This window comes from Streptomyces sp. NPDC002602, from assembly GCF_042889445.1.
Taxonomy (GTDB): Bacteria; Actinomycetota; Actinomycetes; order Streptomycetales; family Streptomycetaceae; genus Streptomyces.
Window position 1 is genome coordinate 1 of sequence record NZ_JBIAQX010000017.1, and the last position, 16,585, is coordinate 16,585.

The window sequence follows — 16,585 nt, forward strand, 5'->3', positions numbered from 1 at the left end:
TTGTGCGGGGGGGCTATCCATGTTTGGGTACTTATGACACCCCCCAACCCCCCCCCCCGCCCCCGCCGCCCCCCGCCCCGGGGGGGGGGGGGGGGGGGGCCCCCCCCCCCGGGGGGCCCCCCCCCGGCCCCGTCGTGCGCGCCGTACCGTCGGGAGGCGTCCCGTCAGAAGGTGTGCGGCTCGTCGTAGTAGCCGCCGATCCGACGGTGGTAGTCCGCGTCCTGGAGGTGCTCGTCCCGGATGAACTCGGGAGCGTGCTTGATCTGCTCCTTCGTCCGGTCGACGTGGATCCTCCGCTCGTCCACCTCGATCCGGCTGATCGTGCCGGCGGGAAGGAGAACTTCCTTGCCGAAGATCCACGGACCGGTGTCGACCACGATGTACGAGGAGTCGACCTCGTCGGAGTGCTTGTCGACCTTGCCGATGGAGCCGTCCGTGGCCTCGACCTTGAAACCCGTCAGATCGACATCGGCCAGTCGGCCGGACGTCTCGCGGTAACCCCACACATTCTCGGTCATGTGAACAACCCCTTCACCCAGTCGATGTGACGGCCCTTTTCTCCACGGCGTCCTCGATGATCCGGAGAGACGCGGAACCGTCACAGGGTCGCCTGCCCTGAAAGCTCCGACCCACACGGGGCCCTCCGGGTCGGACCACGCCCGTGCGCGCCGCCGCGGTCCGTGTGGGTTCGGCGTCGGGCCGCACCACTCGCACAACAGCACGGTCGCCTCGTCCTGGAGCCGTCCGAGCCGCCCGAGCCGTTCGTCGTGGTGACCCTGCACCCTCGCCGTGGTGACCCTGCACGCTCGCCGTGCCGGTGGGCCCGCGAGGCGAGCGTGGCCTCGATCCTGCTCTCGCGGTCGTCCACACGGACCGTCGCCGCCGGCACGTCCTCGGGTGGCGCACCGCCCGCGCCGGCGGTGGGCTCCGTGGGCACGTGACTCCCCCGCGCCCCCCGCCCGCGAGGCCCGGGGGCTCACGCGTCCGCCGGGTGTTCCGCTTCCTCGCGCTCGGCCGCGTGGCGGGCGGCCGCGGCGTCGGTGACGTCGAGGAACACCTGGTCCAACTCGGGCCAGCGTTCCTTCAGCTCGCCCCGGATGCGGACCATCGCGTCCTCGACGGTCTCGCTGTCATAGCCGGCCGTCAGGTCGATCCCGGCGGCCAGCAGGACCGAGTCCGGCCCGAGCTGCATGGTGAGCAGCGCGGTGACGGAGTCGATCTCCGGCTGCCGCCGCAGCAGGGCCCGTACCTCGCTCTGCATGGCGGGATCGGCGGCCTCGCCGATCAGTTGGGCCCGGGCTCCCTTGCCCAGCGTGTAGGCCACGTAGACGAGCAGCACACCGATCAGGATGGAGGCCCACGCCTCGTACGCCACTTCACCGGTCACCATGTGGAGTGCCATGCCGATCATGGCGAGGACGACACCGGCGCAGGCCGTGCTGTCCTCGGCCAGGACGGTGCGCAGGGCCGGGTCTCGTACCTGGCGGATCTCCTCGGTGGTGCTGCGCCCGGCCTTCCTGGCCTCGCCGCGGACCTGGCGTACGGCGCGGACGAGCGAGGCCCCTTCGGCGAGCAGCGCCGCGAAGAGCACGATCAGGCCGATGCGTAACCCTTGTGCGATTCGGAACCGCCGGAACGGAACGCCTCGATGCCCTGGAAGACCGAGAAGCAGCCGCCGGTGACGAAGATGCCGACCGCCGCGAGCAGGGACCAGAAGAAGCGCTCCTTGCCGTAGCCGAAGGGGTGGCGCTTGTCCGCCGGGCGCCTGCTGCGTTTGACCGACGCGAGCAGGAAGACCTCGTTGAGGCTGTCGGCCACGGAGTGCGCCGCCTCGGACAGCAGGGCCGGGGAGCCGGCGATGACGCCTCCGATGCCCTTGGCCACGCAGATGACCAGGTTCGCGCCGAGGGCCACCCACACCGTGATGCGGGTTTCGCCGTCGCGTTCGGTCGCCGTCCCGGCGGACCGTGTCATCGCGTGTCCGCGGGCGCAGAGGTTTCCGGGATGCCGGCGGTTCCAGGGATGCCGGCGGTTTCAGGGGTTCCCGCGGTGCGCGGAAGCTCGGTGATCCGGGCGGCGTTCAGGGTGAGCCGCCGGATGCGGCCCTCGTGGTCCGCCGCCCTCGTCCTGGTGCCCTGGAGCTGGGCCGGGGCCGCGTCGGTCAGCTGCCAGGTGGCGAGCACCTCGCGTCCGGCGGCGTCCGTCTCGTCGATGGTGACGCGGACGGGTCGCGGCCCGTCGGCTTCCTCCGCGAGGGCCCAGGAGAGGGCGTCGGGGGCATCGACGAGGACACAGTCGGTCAGGGTCACCGTGAGGTCCGGGCCGGGGGCGTCGCCGTCTCCCCGCGAACCCAGTCCCTGGGCTTCCGCACAGGTGAAGCGCTCTCCCTCGACGGTGACGCGGAACCGCGGGGGATGCGTGGTGGAGTAGTCCATGCCCCTTCGCCTGCCCGGGGCCCGGACCCGTATGCGGCCGGTGCGTGCGCGGCGCCCGTACGGCGCCCGTTCGGCCGAGGCGGGTTCGGGCGGCCCGCGCACGGAGGGAGCGTGGGTGGATCAGGCGGCGAACTCCTTGACGAAGGCGGCGCAGAAGGCGTCCAGGTCGTCGGGCTTGCGGCTGGTCACCAGCGTGCCGGGGGCCGCGCGGCAGACGTGGACCTCCTCGTCCACCCAGGTGCCGCCGGCGTTGCGGATGTCGGTGGCGAGGCTCGGCCACGAGGTCAGGGTGCGACCGCGCACGACCTCGGCCTCCACCAGAGTCCAGGGGGCGTGGCAGATCGCGGCGACGGGCTTGCCCGCCTCGAAGAAGCTCCTGATGAACCCGACGGCGCGCTCGTTCATCCGCAGCGCGTCCGGGTTGGCGACGCCGCCGGGAAGCACGAGCGCGTCGAAGGCGTCCGAGGTGTCACCCGCGAGCACGTGGTCCACGGTGAACCTGCCGGCCTTGTCGAGGTGGTCGAAGGCCTGCACCTGTCCCGGTTCCGTCGAGACCAGTTGGGGGTTCCAGCCTGCTTCCAGGGCGGCCTTCCACGGCTCGGTCAGTTCGACTTCCTCGACGCCTTCGGGCGCGGTCAGGAATGCGATGCGCACCGCGTTCACTTCCTTCGGTTCGGGGCTCCGGCGTCCCCCGCCCGTTCGTGCGGGGGACGGGGTCCGGGCCGGTGGGTTCACCGTGCATCCCGCGCCTGCCCGGCTCGTGGTGTCGCAATCATCCGATTGCTCCCCCGGACCTCCCCGCCGGGCGGCGCGCCCTCCCCGCGTGTTTCATCCTGCGCGGAAACACCGGCCGGGTCCGGACCCGGGCTCAGGCGCGGTCGCGGGCGGTCACCGCCCCCGACGTCCCCGGTAGCGGCGCACCAGGCCGTACGCCAGGACGGCGCATCCGGCCGCCACGAGCGCGGGGTGGCGGCGCGCGACCTCGGCCGCCCGGCTCGCCTCCGCACGCCCCCGATCGGGGGTGACGTCCCGTATCCCGGCTTCCACGGCGCCGGTCAGGGAGGCCGCCTTCCGCGCCACGGGCTCCGGAATCCTGTCCTGCGCCGCGTGGACCACTGCCGAGGCCTTCTCCTGGGCGCCCGCCTTCACTTCGACGGCCTTGTCGTGGGCGCGCGCCTTGAACTCGGCGGCCCTGTCCTGCGCGCTCGCCCTCACCTCGGCCGCCTTGTCCTGGGCGCTCGCCTTCACCTCGGCGGCCTTGTCCCGGGCGGCCTTGACCTCAGCGGTCTTCTCCTGGGCGCGGGCCGTGACGTCCGCCTTGGCGGCCAGCGCCTCCACGGTCCGGCCCAACTCGTCGCGGGTCGCCTCGATCTGCTCGCGCAACTCGTCCGGGGTGGCCGGGTCCTTGTCCGCGTGGGTGTGGTCGTCACTCATCGATGTGCCCTTTCCTTGATTTCGGCCACGTCGGCCTTCACGCTGTCGATGGTCCGCTCGGGCGCGGGCGGGGTGGCTCGGACCGCCTGCTTCTTGCCGGCCGCCGCCAGGACGGCCGCGATCACGGCGAGGACGCCGGTGACGACGAGGGCCGCGGCCCACAGCGGCAGGACGAGGGCCAGGGCGATGATGCCGGTCGCTGCGAGGCCCTGGAGGGCCAGGATGCCGAAGAGCCCGGCTCCGCTCAGGAGCCCGGCGCCGAGGCCCAGGCCCCTGCCCTTCTCACGCATCTCGGCGGTGGCCAGGTTCAGTTCCTGGCGGACCAGCAGGGTCAGTTGTTCCGAAGCCTGTTTCACGAGGGCGCTCGTCGAGGCGGAAGAGGTGTCGTCGGCCTGGTCGTGGGGTGAGGGATCGACTGAGGAGTACATCGTCGGGGATCTGCCTTCCCTTGCGCGGGCGGGCCGGTGGCCTCGCCCGGTACGTCGTGTGGCCTCGGTCGCGCCCGCGGATGCGGGTGTGATCGCGGTAGCGGCGGCGGCTCGTCTCGTACCGGTGGCGCCTTCCCCGTCTCGGGGCACGCACTCGCCGGTGAGCGCTCAGACCCGGGTGGCTTCCGCGTGCCCGTCCGGCCCGTCGCCCGGCTCCGGGTGGTGCTCCGCGCGTTCCCGTTCCTCCCGGCTCCACGCGCGGGTGTCGCGGGGGCGGACGTACGGCTCCTCGTCGGCCGGATGGCCGCCCATGATGGCGCGCCGGCGGGACATCTCGGCGTCGAACTCCAGGCCGAGGAGGATGGCCAGGTTGGTGATCCACAGCCAGACCAGGAAGACGACGACGCCCGCCAGGGTGCCGTACGTCTTGTTGTACGAGGCGAAGTTCGCCACGTAGACGGCGAAGCCGACCGAGGCCGCGAGCCAGATCAACAGGGCGAGCAGACTGCCCGGGGTGATCCATTTGAAGCCGCGCCCCTTGGCGTTCGGGGTCGCCCAGTACAACAGCGCGATCATGCTCGTGACCAGGACGACCAGCACGGGCCACTTGGCGATGGACCAGACCGTGAGCGCGGTGTCGCCGAGGCCCAGTACGTCGCCGGCCCGGCGGGCGACCCCGCCGGTGAAGACGACGATCAGGGCGCTCGCGACGGCCATCACCATCAGCGCGACGGTGACGCCGAGCCGCACCGGCAGCACGACCCAGACGGGCCGTCCCTCGGGCATGTCGTAGACGGCGTTGGCGGCGCGGATGAACGCGCCGACGTACCCGGAGGCGGACCAGACGGCCACCACCAGGCCGACGACGGCGACCGCGGACCCGATGCCGCTGCGGCCCTGCAACTGCTGCACCGCGTCGGCGACCACATCGCGTGCGGAAGCGGGCGCGAGCTGTTCCAGTTGCTCCAGTGCCCGCTGCGCCGTGGACGGGCCGGCCAGCCCGAGCAGGGAGGTGAGGACGAGCAGGGCCGGGAAGAGCGCGAGGATGCCGTAGTACGTCAGCGCGGCGGCACGGTCGCCGAGTTCGTCGTCGCCGAACTCCTTCAGGGTGCCCTTCAGCACCTTGCCCCAGGCGCGCCTCGGCATCTCCGTGGGCCGGTCGGGCCCGTCGCGCTCCACGCTGGGATTCGGCCCGACCCGATCGTTCTCCGCCTCGTCCGCACGGACCCCGCCCGGAGTTCCGTCACGGTCGCCGGGCGGGACCGCGCGGGGCCGTTCCCGGTCGGCTGCCGCGGCCGCGGGCCGGTGTGGCGGCCGCCCGTCCTGCTCGTGGTGCTTGCGTTCCCATAGCGCTGCCATACCGAGCGGATGTCCGCGATACGCGGCCTCAATCAGCGGCGCCGTCCCCGGGAGGAGCGGAGGTCACCGCCCGTCGGTCGGGGAGCGGGGACGGGATGTCCGGGCGGGACGCGGTGGGGCGGCGGCGCGGGTTCGCCGAACGGGGCGAGGATGGGTCCGTGACAGACACCTTCACCACCCGGACGATCGACGTGACCACGGGCTCCGCGGAGACCGTGCACGACCTGACCTCGGCCTGCGCGGGCTTCCTGCGGGAGACCGCCCGTGGTCGGGACGGACTGCTCAACGTGTTCACCCCGCACGCGACCGCCGGGCTGGCCGTCATCGAGACGGGCGCCGGAAGCGACGACGACCTGTTGGAGGCCCTGCGCTCGCTGCTGCCCGCCGACGACCGCTGGCGCCACCGGCACGGCTCCCCGGGGCACGGCCGTGATCACGTGCTGCCCGCCCTCGTCCCGCCGCACGCCACGCTGCCCGTGGTGGGAGGCGAACTGGCCCTGGGAACCTGGCAGTCGGTGGTCCTGGTCGACACCAACCGGGACAACCCCCGACGCACCGCACGACTCTCGTTCCTGGCCTGAGGCGGCGCGCTCCGAAGGCGGACGCCTCAGGCCTGTCTCGTCCAACGTTGTGAGGCGTCCCCAGCGCAGGTGTTCGTGACCAGGCCGCTGCTCATGCCGAGGTCGAGGCAGCCTCCGCCCAAGTCGCTGCGGAGGGTGCCGCCCGCGCCCGTACGCCACAGCCGGCCGATGTCCTGGGCGCAGTCGCCCACGAAGACGGCCTGGCCGAGGCCGTTGGCGTACAGGCACTGGCCGCTCTCCCGGTTGACGAGCTTGAAGCCGCCGTTCGACCCGCTCCGCACGGTCCACCGCGCGGAGGAGTCGGAGCAGTCGCCGAAGTCCGATGCCCCGAAGACCTGGGTGATGCACTTTCCCTTGTTGCCGTTCCGGTAGCGGTAGGTACCGGAGTCGGGGGCCTTGGGGGGTACGGGTGCGGTGGACGTTCCGCCGCCGGGTGGACGTGGGCTGTCGGCGCCGCCGGGGTTGCCGCCGTTCGCGGAGCCGCCCGCGCCGTTCGCGGAGCCGCCGGCGCCGTTCTGTGTGCCGCCCCCGGGTCCCGCGCCTGTCGCCGGGCCGGTTCCCGTACCCGTTCCCGTACCCGTCCCCGCGCCCGGGCCTGCTCCCGCGCCGCCCGCGGCCACGGGTACGAGCCCGCCCGCTCCGGCCTGCCCACCGGCCTTGCCGTCCGCACCGGAACCCGCCGGGGCCGGGGACTGTACGGGGGACGCCTGACCGGACGGGGCCCCGCTCGACGCCGGCGGCTTCCCGCCCGGGGGCACCGCGGCCGGGGCGGACCGCTCGCCCCGCGCGCCGGCCTGCGGCGCGGACGTGTACGGCAGGTTCTGGATGACCAACGTCGTGCCCCCCGCCACCACGACGACCGGGATGACGGCGAGGAGGACCCTGGTACGGCGCCGCGGCCGCTCGGGCGGCCGCCCCTGCGCGGGCGCGGCGACGGACACGCCCTCGGGCGCGGGCACGACTTCGGGCACGACCTCCGGCTCAGGTTTCGGGTCCGACTCCGGGGCGGGATCCACGCCCGTCTTCGGGGCCGGGCCGATCTTCGGGTCCACGCCCGTCTTCGGGGCCGGGCCCGTCGACGGCTCCGGTTCCCGGCCGGTGAGCGGCAGCGTCGGTACGTCGGTCTCCGGCCCGCCCGCGGCGAAAGCGGCCCGCTCCCGCAGGCTCGCCGTGACGGCCGCGGGCCACGACGGCTCGGCGAACGGGCCCCGACGCGCGGCGCGCTCGTTGAGTTCGCCGGCGGTGGGGCGGCCCTCGGGGTCCTTGTCGAGGCAGGCCGCGACGAGGTCGGCGAGGTCGGGATCCAGTTCCCGCAGACCATCGAGTTCAGGTTCCTCGTGGACGACGCGGTACAGCACGCCGTGCCCTGACTCCTCGCCGAACGGCGGCTTGCCGGACGCCGCGAACGCGAGGACCGAGCCCAGGGCGAACACGTCGGTGGCGCCACTGACCTCGCGCTTTCCCGAGGCCTGTTCCGGCGCCATGTATGCGGGCGTGCCCACCACCATTCCCGTTCTGGTGAGTTGGCTCTGTTCGGCGGCCCGGGCGATGCCGAAGTCGATCAGGGTCAGACCGTCCAGGGTCAGCATGACGTTGGAGGGTTTCAGGTCCCGGTGCACCATCCCCAGGCCGTGTACCGACTTCAGCCCGGCGGCCGCTTCGCGCAGCAACAACCACAGCGCGTCGGCGGGGAGGCCGCCGCCGTACGACTCGACGGCCTTGCTCAGCGTGATCCCGGGGATGTACGCGGTCGCGAACCACGGCGGCCGGGCGGTCCGGTCACTGGCGAGCAAGGGCGCGGTGGCCTCGGCGGGCAGCCGGGAGAGGTTGTCCAACTCGTGTGCGAAGCGGCGCAGGAAGTCCTCGTCCTCGCCCACCACGGAAGCCAGCAACTGCTTGACGGCGACGTACCGGCCGTCATGGATCCCGAGGTACACCCGCCCCATGCCGCCGGCGCCGAGTCGCCCCGCCAACGGAATGGGCCCGATCCGCCGCGGATCCCCCGCCTCCAGCGGCCCGGCCCCACTCCCCCTCAGCTCTGACACGTCAGCCCCATCGAATTGGAAATGTTTCCAGAAACCTACCCGAGCGACCCGGTCCGGCAACAGGGAGGACGAACTCGACCACACCCCAAGACACTTGAGACTTAGGTAAGCCTTGCCTTAGCATCTAGGATGCGCGCATGAAGAAGATCATTCGCGCGTTGACGGTCGTGGCGGCCGGGCTGGCCCTGGCCGCGCCTCTCGCATTCGCGAGCCCCGCCGCGGCCACGGGCGCCCCGGCCGGCGGGGCATCCGGCATCGAACTCCCGCGCCCCACCGGCGCGTTCGCCGTGGGCCGCGACACCCTGCACCTGGTGGACCGCGAACGCAAGGACCCCTGGGTACCGACGGCCGACCGGGAACTGCTGCTGTCGCTGTACTACCCGGCGCTCGCGCACACCGGAACTCCCGCCCCCTACATGGCCGTTCCCGAGGCCAAGGCGCTGCTGACCGACCGCGGCCAACTCGGCGAGTACGTCACACCCGAGCGACTCGCCGCCACCCGTACGCACTCCCGCTCCGGCGCGCTGCCCCGGCCCTCCACGCACCGCTACCCGTTGATCGTGCTCTCCCCCGGCTTCACGATGCCGCGCGCCTCGCTCACCACCCTGGCGGAGGACCTCGCCAGTCGCGGATACGTCGTGGCCGCGGTGGACCACGCGTACGAGTCGGACGGCACCGTCTTCCCCGGCGGGCGCCTGCTCACCTGCAAGGCCTGCGAGCAGGTCTTCCCCGACGGGTCACTGCACCGGGTCTCCGACGGCCGGGCCCGCGACGTTCCGTTCGTCCTGGACCGCCTCACCGGGCCGCACTCCGCGTGGCGGTACTCCCGGCTGATCGACTCCCGCCACATCGGCATGGCCGGGCACTCCATCGGCGGCGCGGCGGCGTCGGCCACCATGGCCGTGGACCCGCGCGTGGACGCCGGAGTGAACATGGACGGAACGTTCTTCACCCCGATACCCCAAGGCGGCCTCGGCGCCCGCCCGTTCCTGATGCTCGCCGGTGACCCGGCCCTGCTGCCGCCCGACTTCCCCGACACCTCGTGGGAGGACAACTGGCCGCACCTGGACGGCTGGAAGCGCTGGTTGACCGTCACGGGCGCGGGTCACCCCGGCTTCACCGACTGGCCCGTGCTCGGCGATCAGGTGGGCTACTCGCATCCGGAGACCCCCCTCTCGGGCACCCGCTCCCAGCAGATCACGCGTGCGTACGTCGGCGACTTCTTCGACCTGCACCTGCGCGGGCTCCCGGCGCCGCGCCTGGACGGACCCACCCCGGCCGACCCGGAGGTCGTGTTCCACCGCCGCTGACCACCGGTGTACGGGCCGCCGGCCGCCCTTGACACCCCCACGAGGGCCGCTCGCCGGGGCGGGCGGCCCTCCCCACGGCGTGCGCGGGGGCGCCACTGCCCCTCCGGCGCGTTCTCCGCCGGGCCGACCCCGCACCGTTGTCGGCCGTGTTCTCCGCCGGCCCGACCTCGCACCGTTGTCGGCCGTGTCCTCCGCGAGCCCGACCCCGCAGCGTTGTCGGCGGGCCGTCGGATCAGCCCCGGCGGAGGGACCGCCGCTCCCGTGACGCCGATCGGTCGGCGGCGTCCGGGTGTGACCGGCGTGACGCGAGGGCCGTCAGCAGGGCGAAGGCGAGGACCGCGGTGAGCGTGCGCGTGATGTTGAACGCCTCCCAGCGCCCAAGGATCTCCGCGTGGTCGGCCGGAGCCGAACCCGCGGCCCACTCCTTGATGCGGCCGTTGATCGGCACGTTGCCGAACCGGGTGACCAGGAAGGACACCAGGGTCAGCAGGCCCGCGGCGCCGGCCGTCAACCGGGCACGACCTCGCGTGAGCGCGGCGAGCGTCGCGGCGCTCACGATCGACAGCCCCATCGCCGCCTGCATGCTGATGCCGTTCATCTTCATCAGCTCGGCGTGGAAGTCCAGCCGCATGTCGAGAGGTACGGCGTTGAAGGTGGGAACGAGGTTGACCGCACCGTAGCCGAACGCTCCGGCCAGCAGACCCGTGGACAGCAGGGCGACGCCCTGGACTATGTGTACGCGCATGATCCCCAGCCTCCCGGTCCCGCCGCCCGAAGTCCAAGAGCCGGACGTTCTCGTGTCCGGCGGCGTCGCTTGCACGATGTCGCCCGCATCGGATCATCGGCGAGTCCCCGGGCGGGGATCCCGGCCCGGGACAGAGTGCGGCTCGTACGATGTGTCCCATGTCGGACGCCTCTCCCCGCCCCGAGCCGTTCACCCTCCGGACGACGCCGGCCGCACTCGAAGACCTCGACGCGCGGCTGCGGGCGACACGTTGGCCGGACGAACCCGAGGACGCCGGGTGGTCGCTCGGTACCGACCTGGACTATCTGCGCGAGCTCGTCGCGCACTGGGCGGACGGCTTCGACTGGCCCAGGCAGGAGGCGGCCCTCGCCCGGCTCCCCCACTTCCACGTCGCGCTCGGCGGCCTGGGAATCCACTTCGTGCACGTCAGGGCCGTGACGCCGAAGGGGTCCGCGCGGCGCGCCCTGCCCCTGGTCCTCAGCCACGGCTGGCCGGACTCCTTCTGGCGCTACACGAAGGTCATCCCGCTCCTCACCGACCCCGGCGCGCACGGCGCCGATCCCGCGGACGCCTTCGACGTGGTCGTGCCCGACATGCCGGGGTTCGGCTACTCGGACCGCCCCGTCGGGCCGCCCCTCGACACGATCGCCGTCGCCGGCCTGTGGGCCGAGCTGATGGGCGTACTCGGTTACGACCGGTTCGGGGCGGCGGGCGGGGACATGGGCAGCCACGTGAGTCGCTACCTGGGTCTGGACCACCCCGACCGGGTCGTCGCCGTCCACCGCACCGACGCGGGGCTGCCGTTGTACACCGGCGACCCGGCGGACCTGTCGCCCGAGGAACGCGCCTGGCTGGAGGACGCCGCGGTCTGGGGCGCCGCCGAGGGTGCCTACGCCGCCCTGCACCGGACGAAGCCGCAGACCGCCGCGTTCGGGCTGACCGACTCGCCGGCCGGGCTCGCCGCGTGGATCGTGGAGAAGCTCCGGGGGTGGAGCGACTGCGACGGCGACGTCGAACGGAGCTTCACGAAGGACGAGATCCTCACGAACGTCACGTTGTACTGGCTCACCGGGACCATCGGCTCGTCGATGCGCACGTACCGCGCGAACGCCGCGATCCCGCCCGCGCAGCTCGCCCGCCGGGTCGAGGTGCCCTCCGGTTTCTCGCTCTTCCGGGGTGACGTCGTCCGCCCGCCCCGGGCGTGGCTGGAACGCACGACGAACGTCGTCCGCGTGACCGAGCCCGCCCGGGGCGGGCACTTCGCGGCGTTCGAGGAACCCGAGCTGTACGCCGAGGAGCTGCGCGCCTTCTTCCGTCCGTACCGCGCGGTGGCGCAGGGCTGACGACGGCGTCGGGATCCCACGCCGTCGATTTGGTCGCAGACCTGCCAACTCCCCTTGCCCAGAAGCAGAATGGAGGTCGGGGCAACAGGGGGAGGCGCGCCGATGGGGCGGGTATGGCGGGTGGCACTGGCCATCGTGTTCGCGGGGTTCGTGCTGTGGTACGCCTCGTACTACACCACGATCATGGTGTGGGAGGGGCGCAAGATCCTCTCGTGGCTGGCCCCGCCCGTGTTGGTCGCGGGGCTCGGCGCGCTGCCGTGGCTGGTGCGACGGCTGCGTTCCGGCGGGCGGGAGGAGGCCGGAACCGCCGCGCAGGCCGTCGGCTGTGTCGGTCTCGTACTCGCCCTGGGCGTGGCGATCGGCTGGCTGGTCTACGGCTCCTACCAGCAGGACCGCGTCTACATGGAGAGCACGCGGATCGTCGCCGCGCCCGTCCCCGAACTCACCGCACGCGCCCCGTACGTGGTCGGCAAGGCGCAGGCCGCCCCGAACCTGGGCGACGTGACGGGTGAGATCTCGGACGTCACCTACCTGCCCGACTCGGACCGGTTCTCCACCCTCGTGGAACGACGCGGCTGGCTCGCGGGCTACGAGGTCGGCCTGGTCCAGGACGTACCCCTCGGCGGCACCGGCCGCAGCCAACAACGCTGCGCCTTCGACACGGACGTCGCCGACGCGAGGATCAGCGGCTGGTTCACGCACAACCTGGGGCGGAAGATCTCCGCGCAGAGGCGGTGGGTCCGCTTCGAGGCCTCGGACGCCTACGTGACCTGCTCGGGCGACACGCCCACGGTCGTGATCCCGCTCAAGCGACAGACCGGCTTCTTCGTGGTCACGGAACGACCCGCCGGGGTGGCCCTGTACAACGGGCGCACCGGCGAGCTGACCCTCCTCGACGACTCCACGGCCGTCCCGGGCCCCTCGTACCCGCTGAGTCTGGCGGGCCGGCAGCGCGAGGCCACGGCGGCGGTCGGCGGCTTCTCCGACTGGCTCTTCGAGCGGAGCGGTTGGGACGAGTCCGAGGACGGCGCCAACGAGGGCAACGAATCGGAGTTCACCCTCCGCTACCGCGATCAGAGCGGTCTCAGCGCCTATGTCACTCCCCTCACCCCGCAGGGCGAGGCGAGTTCGGTCGTGGCCGTCTCGACCGTGCCGACCCGTCACCAGGGCGGCGGGCTCGCCCCTCTGACCGTGCACCGGCTCGACCCGACCTGGTCCTCGCCGCAGACGATCGTCGCCCTCGTCAAGGCCGAGTATCGGGACGTCTGTTGCTACAACGACGACAGAGTCTTCGAGATCGTCCCGACGGGCGGCAGCACGTGGACGGCCACGGTCGGCAGCGAGCAGAACATCCGCTACCGGGTGGAGGGCAGGGGCCAGATCGCGGGCCGCGAGGCGACCTGCCTCAAGAGCGCCGACGGCACGCTCATCCGCTGCGCGTACGCGGCGCCCGGCTCGCCGGAGGAGAAGGAACTCAAGCGCAGGGAGGAGGAGAAACGCAAACGCGAGACCTCGTCCCCACCCGCCGGCGAGGACCTCTCGAAACTCACCCCGCAGCAGTTGGCGGAACTCCACCGCCGGGTGACCGAGGAGGTCAACCGTCGTCTGACGGCCGGGTAGTTCACGGCGCACCTCGGATCGGGCGCGCCGGGCCGCCGCGCCCGACCGTAGACGCGGACACGCACGCGGACACGCACGCGGACACGCACGGGCGGTGACCCGGACCCCGCCGGGGCCCCGCCCGTGCGTGTCCGTGCGTGTCCGACGGGTCAGTCCACGAGGACGCCCGGGTTGAGGATGCCGTGGGGGTCCAGGGCACCCTTGGCCGCGCGCAGGGCGAGGGCGAAGGGTTCGGGGCGTTGGAGGTCGTAGCCGGGGCGGTGGTCGCGGCCGACGGCGTGGTGGTGGGTGATCGTGGCGCGGTGGCGGTGCAGCACCTCTCCCGCGACCTCCTTCAGGTGGTCCCACACCTCGACCTGGTCGTCCGGGCGACCCGCCGCGAGGACGGTGAAGTACGGGGCCGCGCCGTCCGGGTAGACGTGGGTGAGGCGGCAGTTGACGAGGGCGGGGTGCCCCGTGGCCTTGAGGGCGGCCGCGCCGACCTCGGTGCGTACGGCGTCGATCAGGCCCGGAACGCGGTCCCAGGTGGCCGCCGTCTCGAAGGTTTCCGCGATGGCGCCCATCCTGGCCAGGCCGTCGCGCAGGTACGGCATGCGCAGGAACGCCGATCGCCAGGCGCCGACCGCGTCCCGGCCGCCGTCGCGGGACTCGCCGATCCGGCCGCCGTGGGCGCGGGCGAGATCGACGGCCTGTTCCAGGCGGGTGTCCACGGGGAAGTCGGCCGACTCGAACCCGAGGACCAGGACCGACGAACCGTCCTGGGAGGCGCCTGAGAGCGCGGCCTCACCGGAGTCCAGGAGGCGGCAGTTCGCGGGGGCGAGGTCGGACCCGGCGATGGCGCGCACCGCCTCCAGCGCGGCGGCGAAGGACTCGAAGGCGAGTGCGGCGGACGCCTTGTGGACGGGTCGTTCCCGCAGGCGCATCCAGGCCTCGGTGATGACGCCGAGGGCTCCCTCGGAACCGAGGAAGAGCCGGTCGGGTGAGGGTCCGGCACCGGAGGCGGGCAGCCGCCAGGAGGTGCCCGCGCCGGCCGGGGTGACCACCCGCAGGGACTGGGTGAAGTCGTCGATGTGGGTGTGGACCGTGGCGTAGTGGCCGCCGGCCCTGGTCGCCAGCCAGCCGCCCAGCGTGGAGAACTCGAAGCTCTGCGGGAAGTGTCGCAACGTCAGTCCGTGGAGACGTAGTTGGTCCTCCAGGGACGGCCCGAGGACCCCGGCCTGGATCCGGGCGGCCCGCCCGGCCACGTCGACCTCCAGGACCCGGTTCATGGCGGTCAGGTCCATGGACAGCACGGCCCGGTGCGTGTCGCCCCGGTACTCCACACCGCCCGACACGGACGAGCCGCCGCCGAACGGGACCACCGCGACGCCGTGTTCGCCGGCCCACTCCAGCAGGTCGGCCACCTCGCGGTCGTTCTCGGGGTGGGCGACGAGGTCGGGGATGCGGCCGGGGCAGCCGTGCAGGGCGCGGACCACGTCGCGGTAGGCCTTTCCCATCGCGTGCGCGGCGCGCACCTCGGGGTCGGCGGTGACCGTCCCCGACAGGCTGTGGGGGGCTTCCACGGCGGGGCGGTCGATGCTCAGGTCGGATATCCGGGGCACCGGGAGCGGTCGGGCGAGGGTGCCGGGCAACAGGGCGCCCATGGCGGTGCACTCGGCGTCGTCGGGGTGGGCGTCCGCCCACCCCCAGCCCCACCAGGATCGGGTGCGGGCGGTGTGGTGCGTCGTCGTCCGGGTGGCGCCGGCCATGGGGGCTCCAAAGGATCGAGGGAACTTACCTTGAGGTAAATTACCTACTGATAATATCGGCTCATGGCAACCCCACGTTCGAAGGCGGGCACCAAGGGCGTCCCGCGAGCGCTCCGTGAGGAGCAGATCCTCGCGGCCGCCACCGAGGAGTTCGGAGCGCACGGCTACGCCGGCGCGTCCCTGGCCGCCGTCGCCGCGCGCGTCGGCGTGACGAAGACGTTGTTGCACCAGTACTTCGGCACCAAGCAGGACCTCCACCTCGCCTGCCTGGCCCCCGTCGGCGACCGGCTCGTGGCCGCCATGCGCGAGGCCGTCGCCGAGGACGGGGCCACCGCCCCGGGCACGCCGCTTCGGGTGCTGCGCGCGATCTTCAACGCCCTCGAAGGGCGGCGCGAGTCCTGGTTCGTCCTCTACGACGCCTCGCTCCCCCCGGACGGGGAGGGCGCCCGGCGGGCCGCGGAGTACCGCGCGTCGGTCGACCGGCTCGCCGCGGGCGGCACCGCCGACCTGTTGCGCGCCGCCGGGTCCACCGACCCGCTCGACGCCGACGCCCTCAACCACGTCTGGCAGGGCCTGGTAGCGACCCTCGTCCGCTGGTGGGTCAAACACCCCGACCAGTCCCCCGACGCCATGGCCCGGCGTTGCGCCCGCCTCTTCGCCGTCGGCGCGGCCCTCGCCTCCGACGGCCCGGACCTCGGGGTGCCGGCGGCGCGCGCCACGGATTGATCGGCGGCCCCGTGCGTTCCGTGGGATCGTGGCGCCATGCCCATCGACGTTCGCCCGGCCTCGGTCTTCGAGGACGTCCGCGCCCTGCTCGGCCCCAAGTCACCCGGGGCCAACGTCTGCTGGTGTCTGAGTCACCGGATCCCGTCCAAGCTCGACAACGAGCTGCGCGGACCCGCCCGCGGTGAGTACGTCGCCGAGTCCTGCCGCGCCGATCCGCCGCCGGGGGTGCTCGCCTACGACGACGGGGAGCCCGTCGGCTGGGCCGCCGTGGCGCCGCGCTCGGAGACCTCGTTCGCCCGCAGCCGCACGATCCCGTACGTGGACGACCTGCCGGTCTGGTCCCTGTGGTGCGTCCGCGTACGACCCGGCCACCGCGGCAAGGGGCTCTCGCACGCGCTGATCACCGGCGCGGTCGGGTTCGCCCGCGCCCGGGGCGCGCCGGCGATCGAGGCCTACCCCCTCGACAACGGCGCCGCCAAGGTGGACCTGACCATGGCGTACGCCGGGATCCGCGAGAACTTCGAGCGCGCGGGGTTCACCCACGCCGCCGACACCACCGCCGTGTTGGCCGGCCACCCGCGGGTCCTGATGCGCCTCGACCTGCGCTGACCAACCGGCGGCGCGTCCGCGAAGCCCGCTCGCCGGTCGCGCGAAGCCCGCTCGCCGGTCGACGCCGACCTGCTGAACCCCGCCCGGGTCACGGGGCGACACGAGGCCGACGTGGTGGCCGCCGAAGCCGAGGGAGTCGGCCAGGGCCGCGTCCCGGCGGCCCGTGCGGTCGTGTCCCCATGAACATCGCGCCGGAAGCCGC

15 protein-coding genes and 1 pseudogene are annotated in these 16,585 nt (G+C 73.1%); 6 read left to right on the top strand and 10 right to left on the bottom strand.

Annotated elements, in window-relative coordinates:
* Window positions 1–164: 164 nt before the first annotated feature.
* From ACFYW3_RS31645 to ACFYW3_RS31675, 7 genes and pseudogenes are all read right to left on the bottom strand, one after another.
* Window positions 165–518, bottom strand: a complete 354-nt coding sequence (locus tag ACFYW3_RS31645; protein WP_389388041.1) for a PRC-barrel domain-containing protein — start codon at window positions 516–518, stop codon at window positions 165–167.
* A gap of 458 nt (window positions 519–976) precedes the next feature.
* A pseudogene (locus ACFYW3_RS31650) lies at window positions 977–1,974 on the bottom strand (cation diffusion facilitator family transporter).
* Window positions 1,971–2,435, bottom strand: coding sequence for a hypothetical protein (locus ACFYW3_RS31655; protein WP_351755784.1), 465 nt, complete (start codon window positions 2,433–2,435; stop codon window positions 1,971–1,973). The pseudogene ACFYW3_RS31650 and the gene ACFYW3_RS31655 overlap by 4 nt, the downstream one beginning before the upstream one ends.
* Window positions 2,436–2,555: 120 nt before the next feature.
* Window positions 2,556–3,089 (bottom strand): type 1 glutamine amidotransferase domain-containing protein, encoded by a 534-nt coding sequence (locus ACFYW3_RS31660; RefSeq protein ID WP_351755781.1) that lies wholly within the window; start codon window positions 3,087–3,089, stop codon window positions 2,556–2,558.
* 234 nt (window positions 3,090–3,323) lie between these two features.
* Complete coding sequence (locus ACFYW3_RS31665) at window positions 3,324–3,869, bottom strand: DUF3618 domain-containing protein (protein ID WP_389388042.1); 546 nt, start codon at window positions 3,867–3,869, stop codon at window positions 3,324–3,326.
* On the bottom strand, window positions 3,866–4,297 hold the full coding sequence (locus tag ACFYW3_RS31670; RefSeq protein ID WP_389388043.1) for a phage holin family protein: 432 nt from the start codon (window positions 4,295–4,297) through the stop codon (window positions 3,866–3,868). The genes ACFYW3_RS31665 and ACFYW3_RS31670 overlap by 4 nt, the downstream gene beginning before the upstream one ends.
* A 168-nt stretch (window positions 4,298–4,465) precedes the next feature.
* The gene (locus ACFYW3_RS31675; RefSeq protein WP_389388044.1) at window positions 4,466–5,656 is read right to left on the bottom strand and encodes a YihY/virulence factor BrkB family protein; all 1,191 of its coding nucleotides are present in this window, start codon (window positions 5,654–5,656) and stop codon (window positions 4,466–4,468) included.
* Window positions 5,657–5,814: 158 nt separating this feature from the next.
* Between ACFYW3_RS31675 and ACFYW3_RS31680 the strand changes: the two genes are divergently transcribed.
* Window positions 5,815–6,237, top strand: coding sequence for a YjbQ family protein (locus ACFYW3_RS31680; RefSeq protein WP_389388045.1), 423 nt, complete (start codon window positions 5,815–5,817; stop codon window positions 6,235–6,237).
* Window positions 6,238–6,263: 26 nt separating this feature from the next.
* Here the strand turns inward: ACFYW3_RS31680 and ACFYW3_RS31685 are convergent, their stop codons facing one another.
* Window positions 6,264–8,282 (bottom strand): protein kinase, encoded by a 2,019-nt coding sequence (locus tag ACFYW3_RS31685; RefSeq protein WP_389388046.1) that lies wholly within the window; start codon window positions 8,280–8,282, stop codon window positions 6,264–6,266.
* A gap of 137 nt (window positions 8,283–8,419) precedes the next feature.
* On the opposite strand from ACFYW3_RS31685, the gene ACFYW3_RS31690 reads away from it, so the two are divergent.
* On the top strand, window positions 8,420–9,592 hold the full coding sequence (locus tag ACFYW3_RS31690; RefSeq protein WP_389388047.1) for an alpha/beta hydrolase family protein: 1,173 nt from the start codon (window positions 8,420–8,422) through the stop codon (window positions 9,590–9,592).
* A 232-nt stretch (window positions 9,593–9,824) separates the two neighbouring features.
* Here the strand turns inward: ACFYW3_RS31690 and ACFYW3_RS31695 are convergent, their stop codons facing one another.
* Entirely contained in the window at window positions 9,825–10,337 is a 513-nt protein-coding gene (locus ACFYW3_RS31695; protein WP_351755765.1) for a DUF1772 domain-containing protein, read from the bottom strand.
* A gap of 158 nt (window positions 10,338–10,495) precedes the next feature.
* Here ACFYW3_RS31695 and ACFYW3_RS31700 point away from each other — a divergent pair, with 158 nt between their 5' ends.
* Window positions 10,496–11,680, top strand: a complete 1,185-nt coding sequence (locus ACFYW3_RS31700) for an epoxide hydrolase family protein (RefSeq protein WP_351755762.1) — start codon at window positions 10,496–10,498, stop codon at window positions 11,678–11,680.
* A gap of 102 nt (window positions 11,681–11,782) precedes the next feature.
* Window positions 11,783–13,300: a hypothetical protein gene (locus tag ACFYW3_RS31705; RefSeq protein WP_389388048.1), complete on the top strand. Its 1,518-nt coding sequence runs from the start codon at window positions 11,783–11,785 to the stop codon at window positions 13,298–13,300.
* Between the two features lie 149 nt (window positions 13,301–13,449).
* Here the strand turns inward: ACFYW3_RS31705 and ACFYW3_RS31710 are convergent, their stop codons facing one another.
* Window positions 13,450–15,048: an FAD-binding oxidoreductase gene (locus tag ACFYW3_RS31710; RefSeq protein WP_389388049.1), complete on the bottom strand. Its 1,599-nt coding sequence runs from the start codon at window positions 15,046–15,048 to the stop codon at window positions 13,450–13,452.
* 63 nt (window positions 15,049–15,111) lie between these two features.
* On the opposite strand from ACFYW3_RS31710, the gene ACFYW3_RS31715 reads away from it, so the two are divergent.
* Window positions 15,112–15,774, top strand: coding sequence for a TetR/AcrR family transcriptional regulator (locus ACFYW3_RS31715; RefSeq protein ID WP_351755754.1), 663 nt, complete (start codon window positions 15,112–15,114; stop codon window positions 15,772–15,774).
* Between the two features lie 36 nt (window positions 15,775–15,810).
* Entirely contained in the window at window positions 15,811–16,383 is a 573-nt protein-coding gene (locus ACFYW3_RS31720; RefSeq protein WP_389388050.1) for a GNAT family N-acetyltransferase, read from the top strand.
* Window positions 16,384–16,585: the final 202 nt, after the last annotated feature.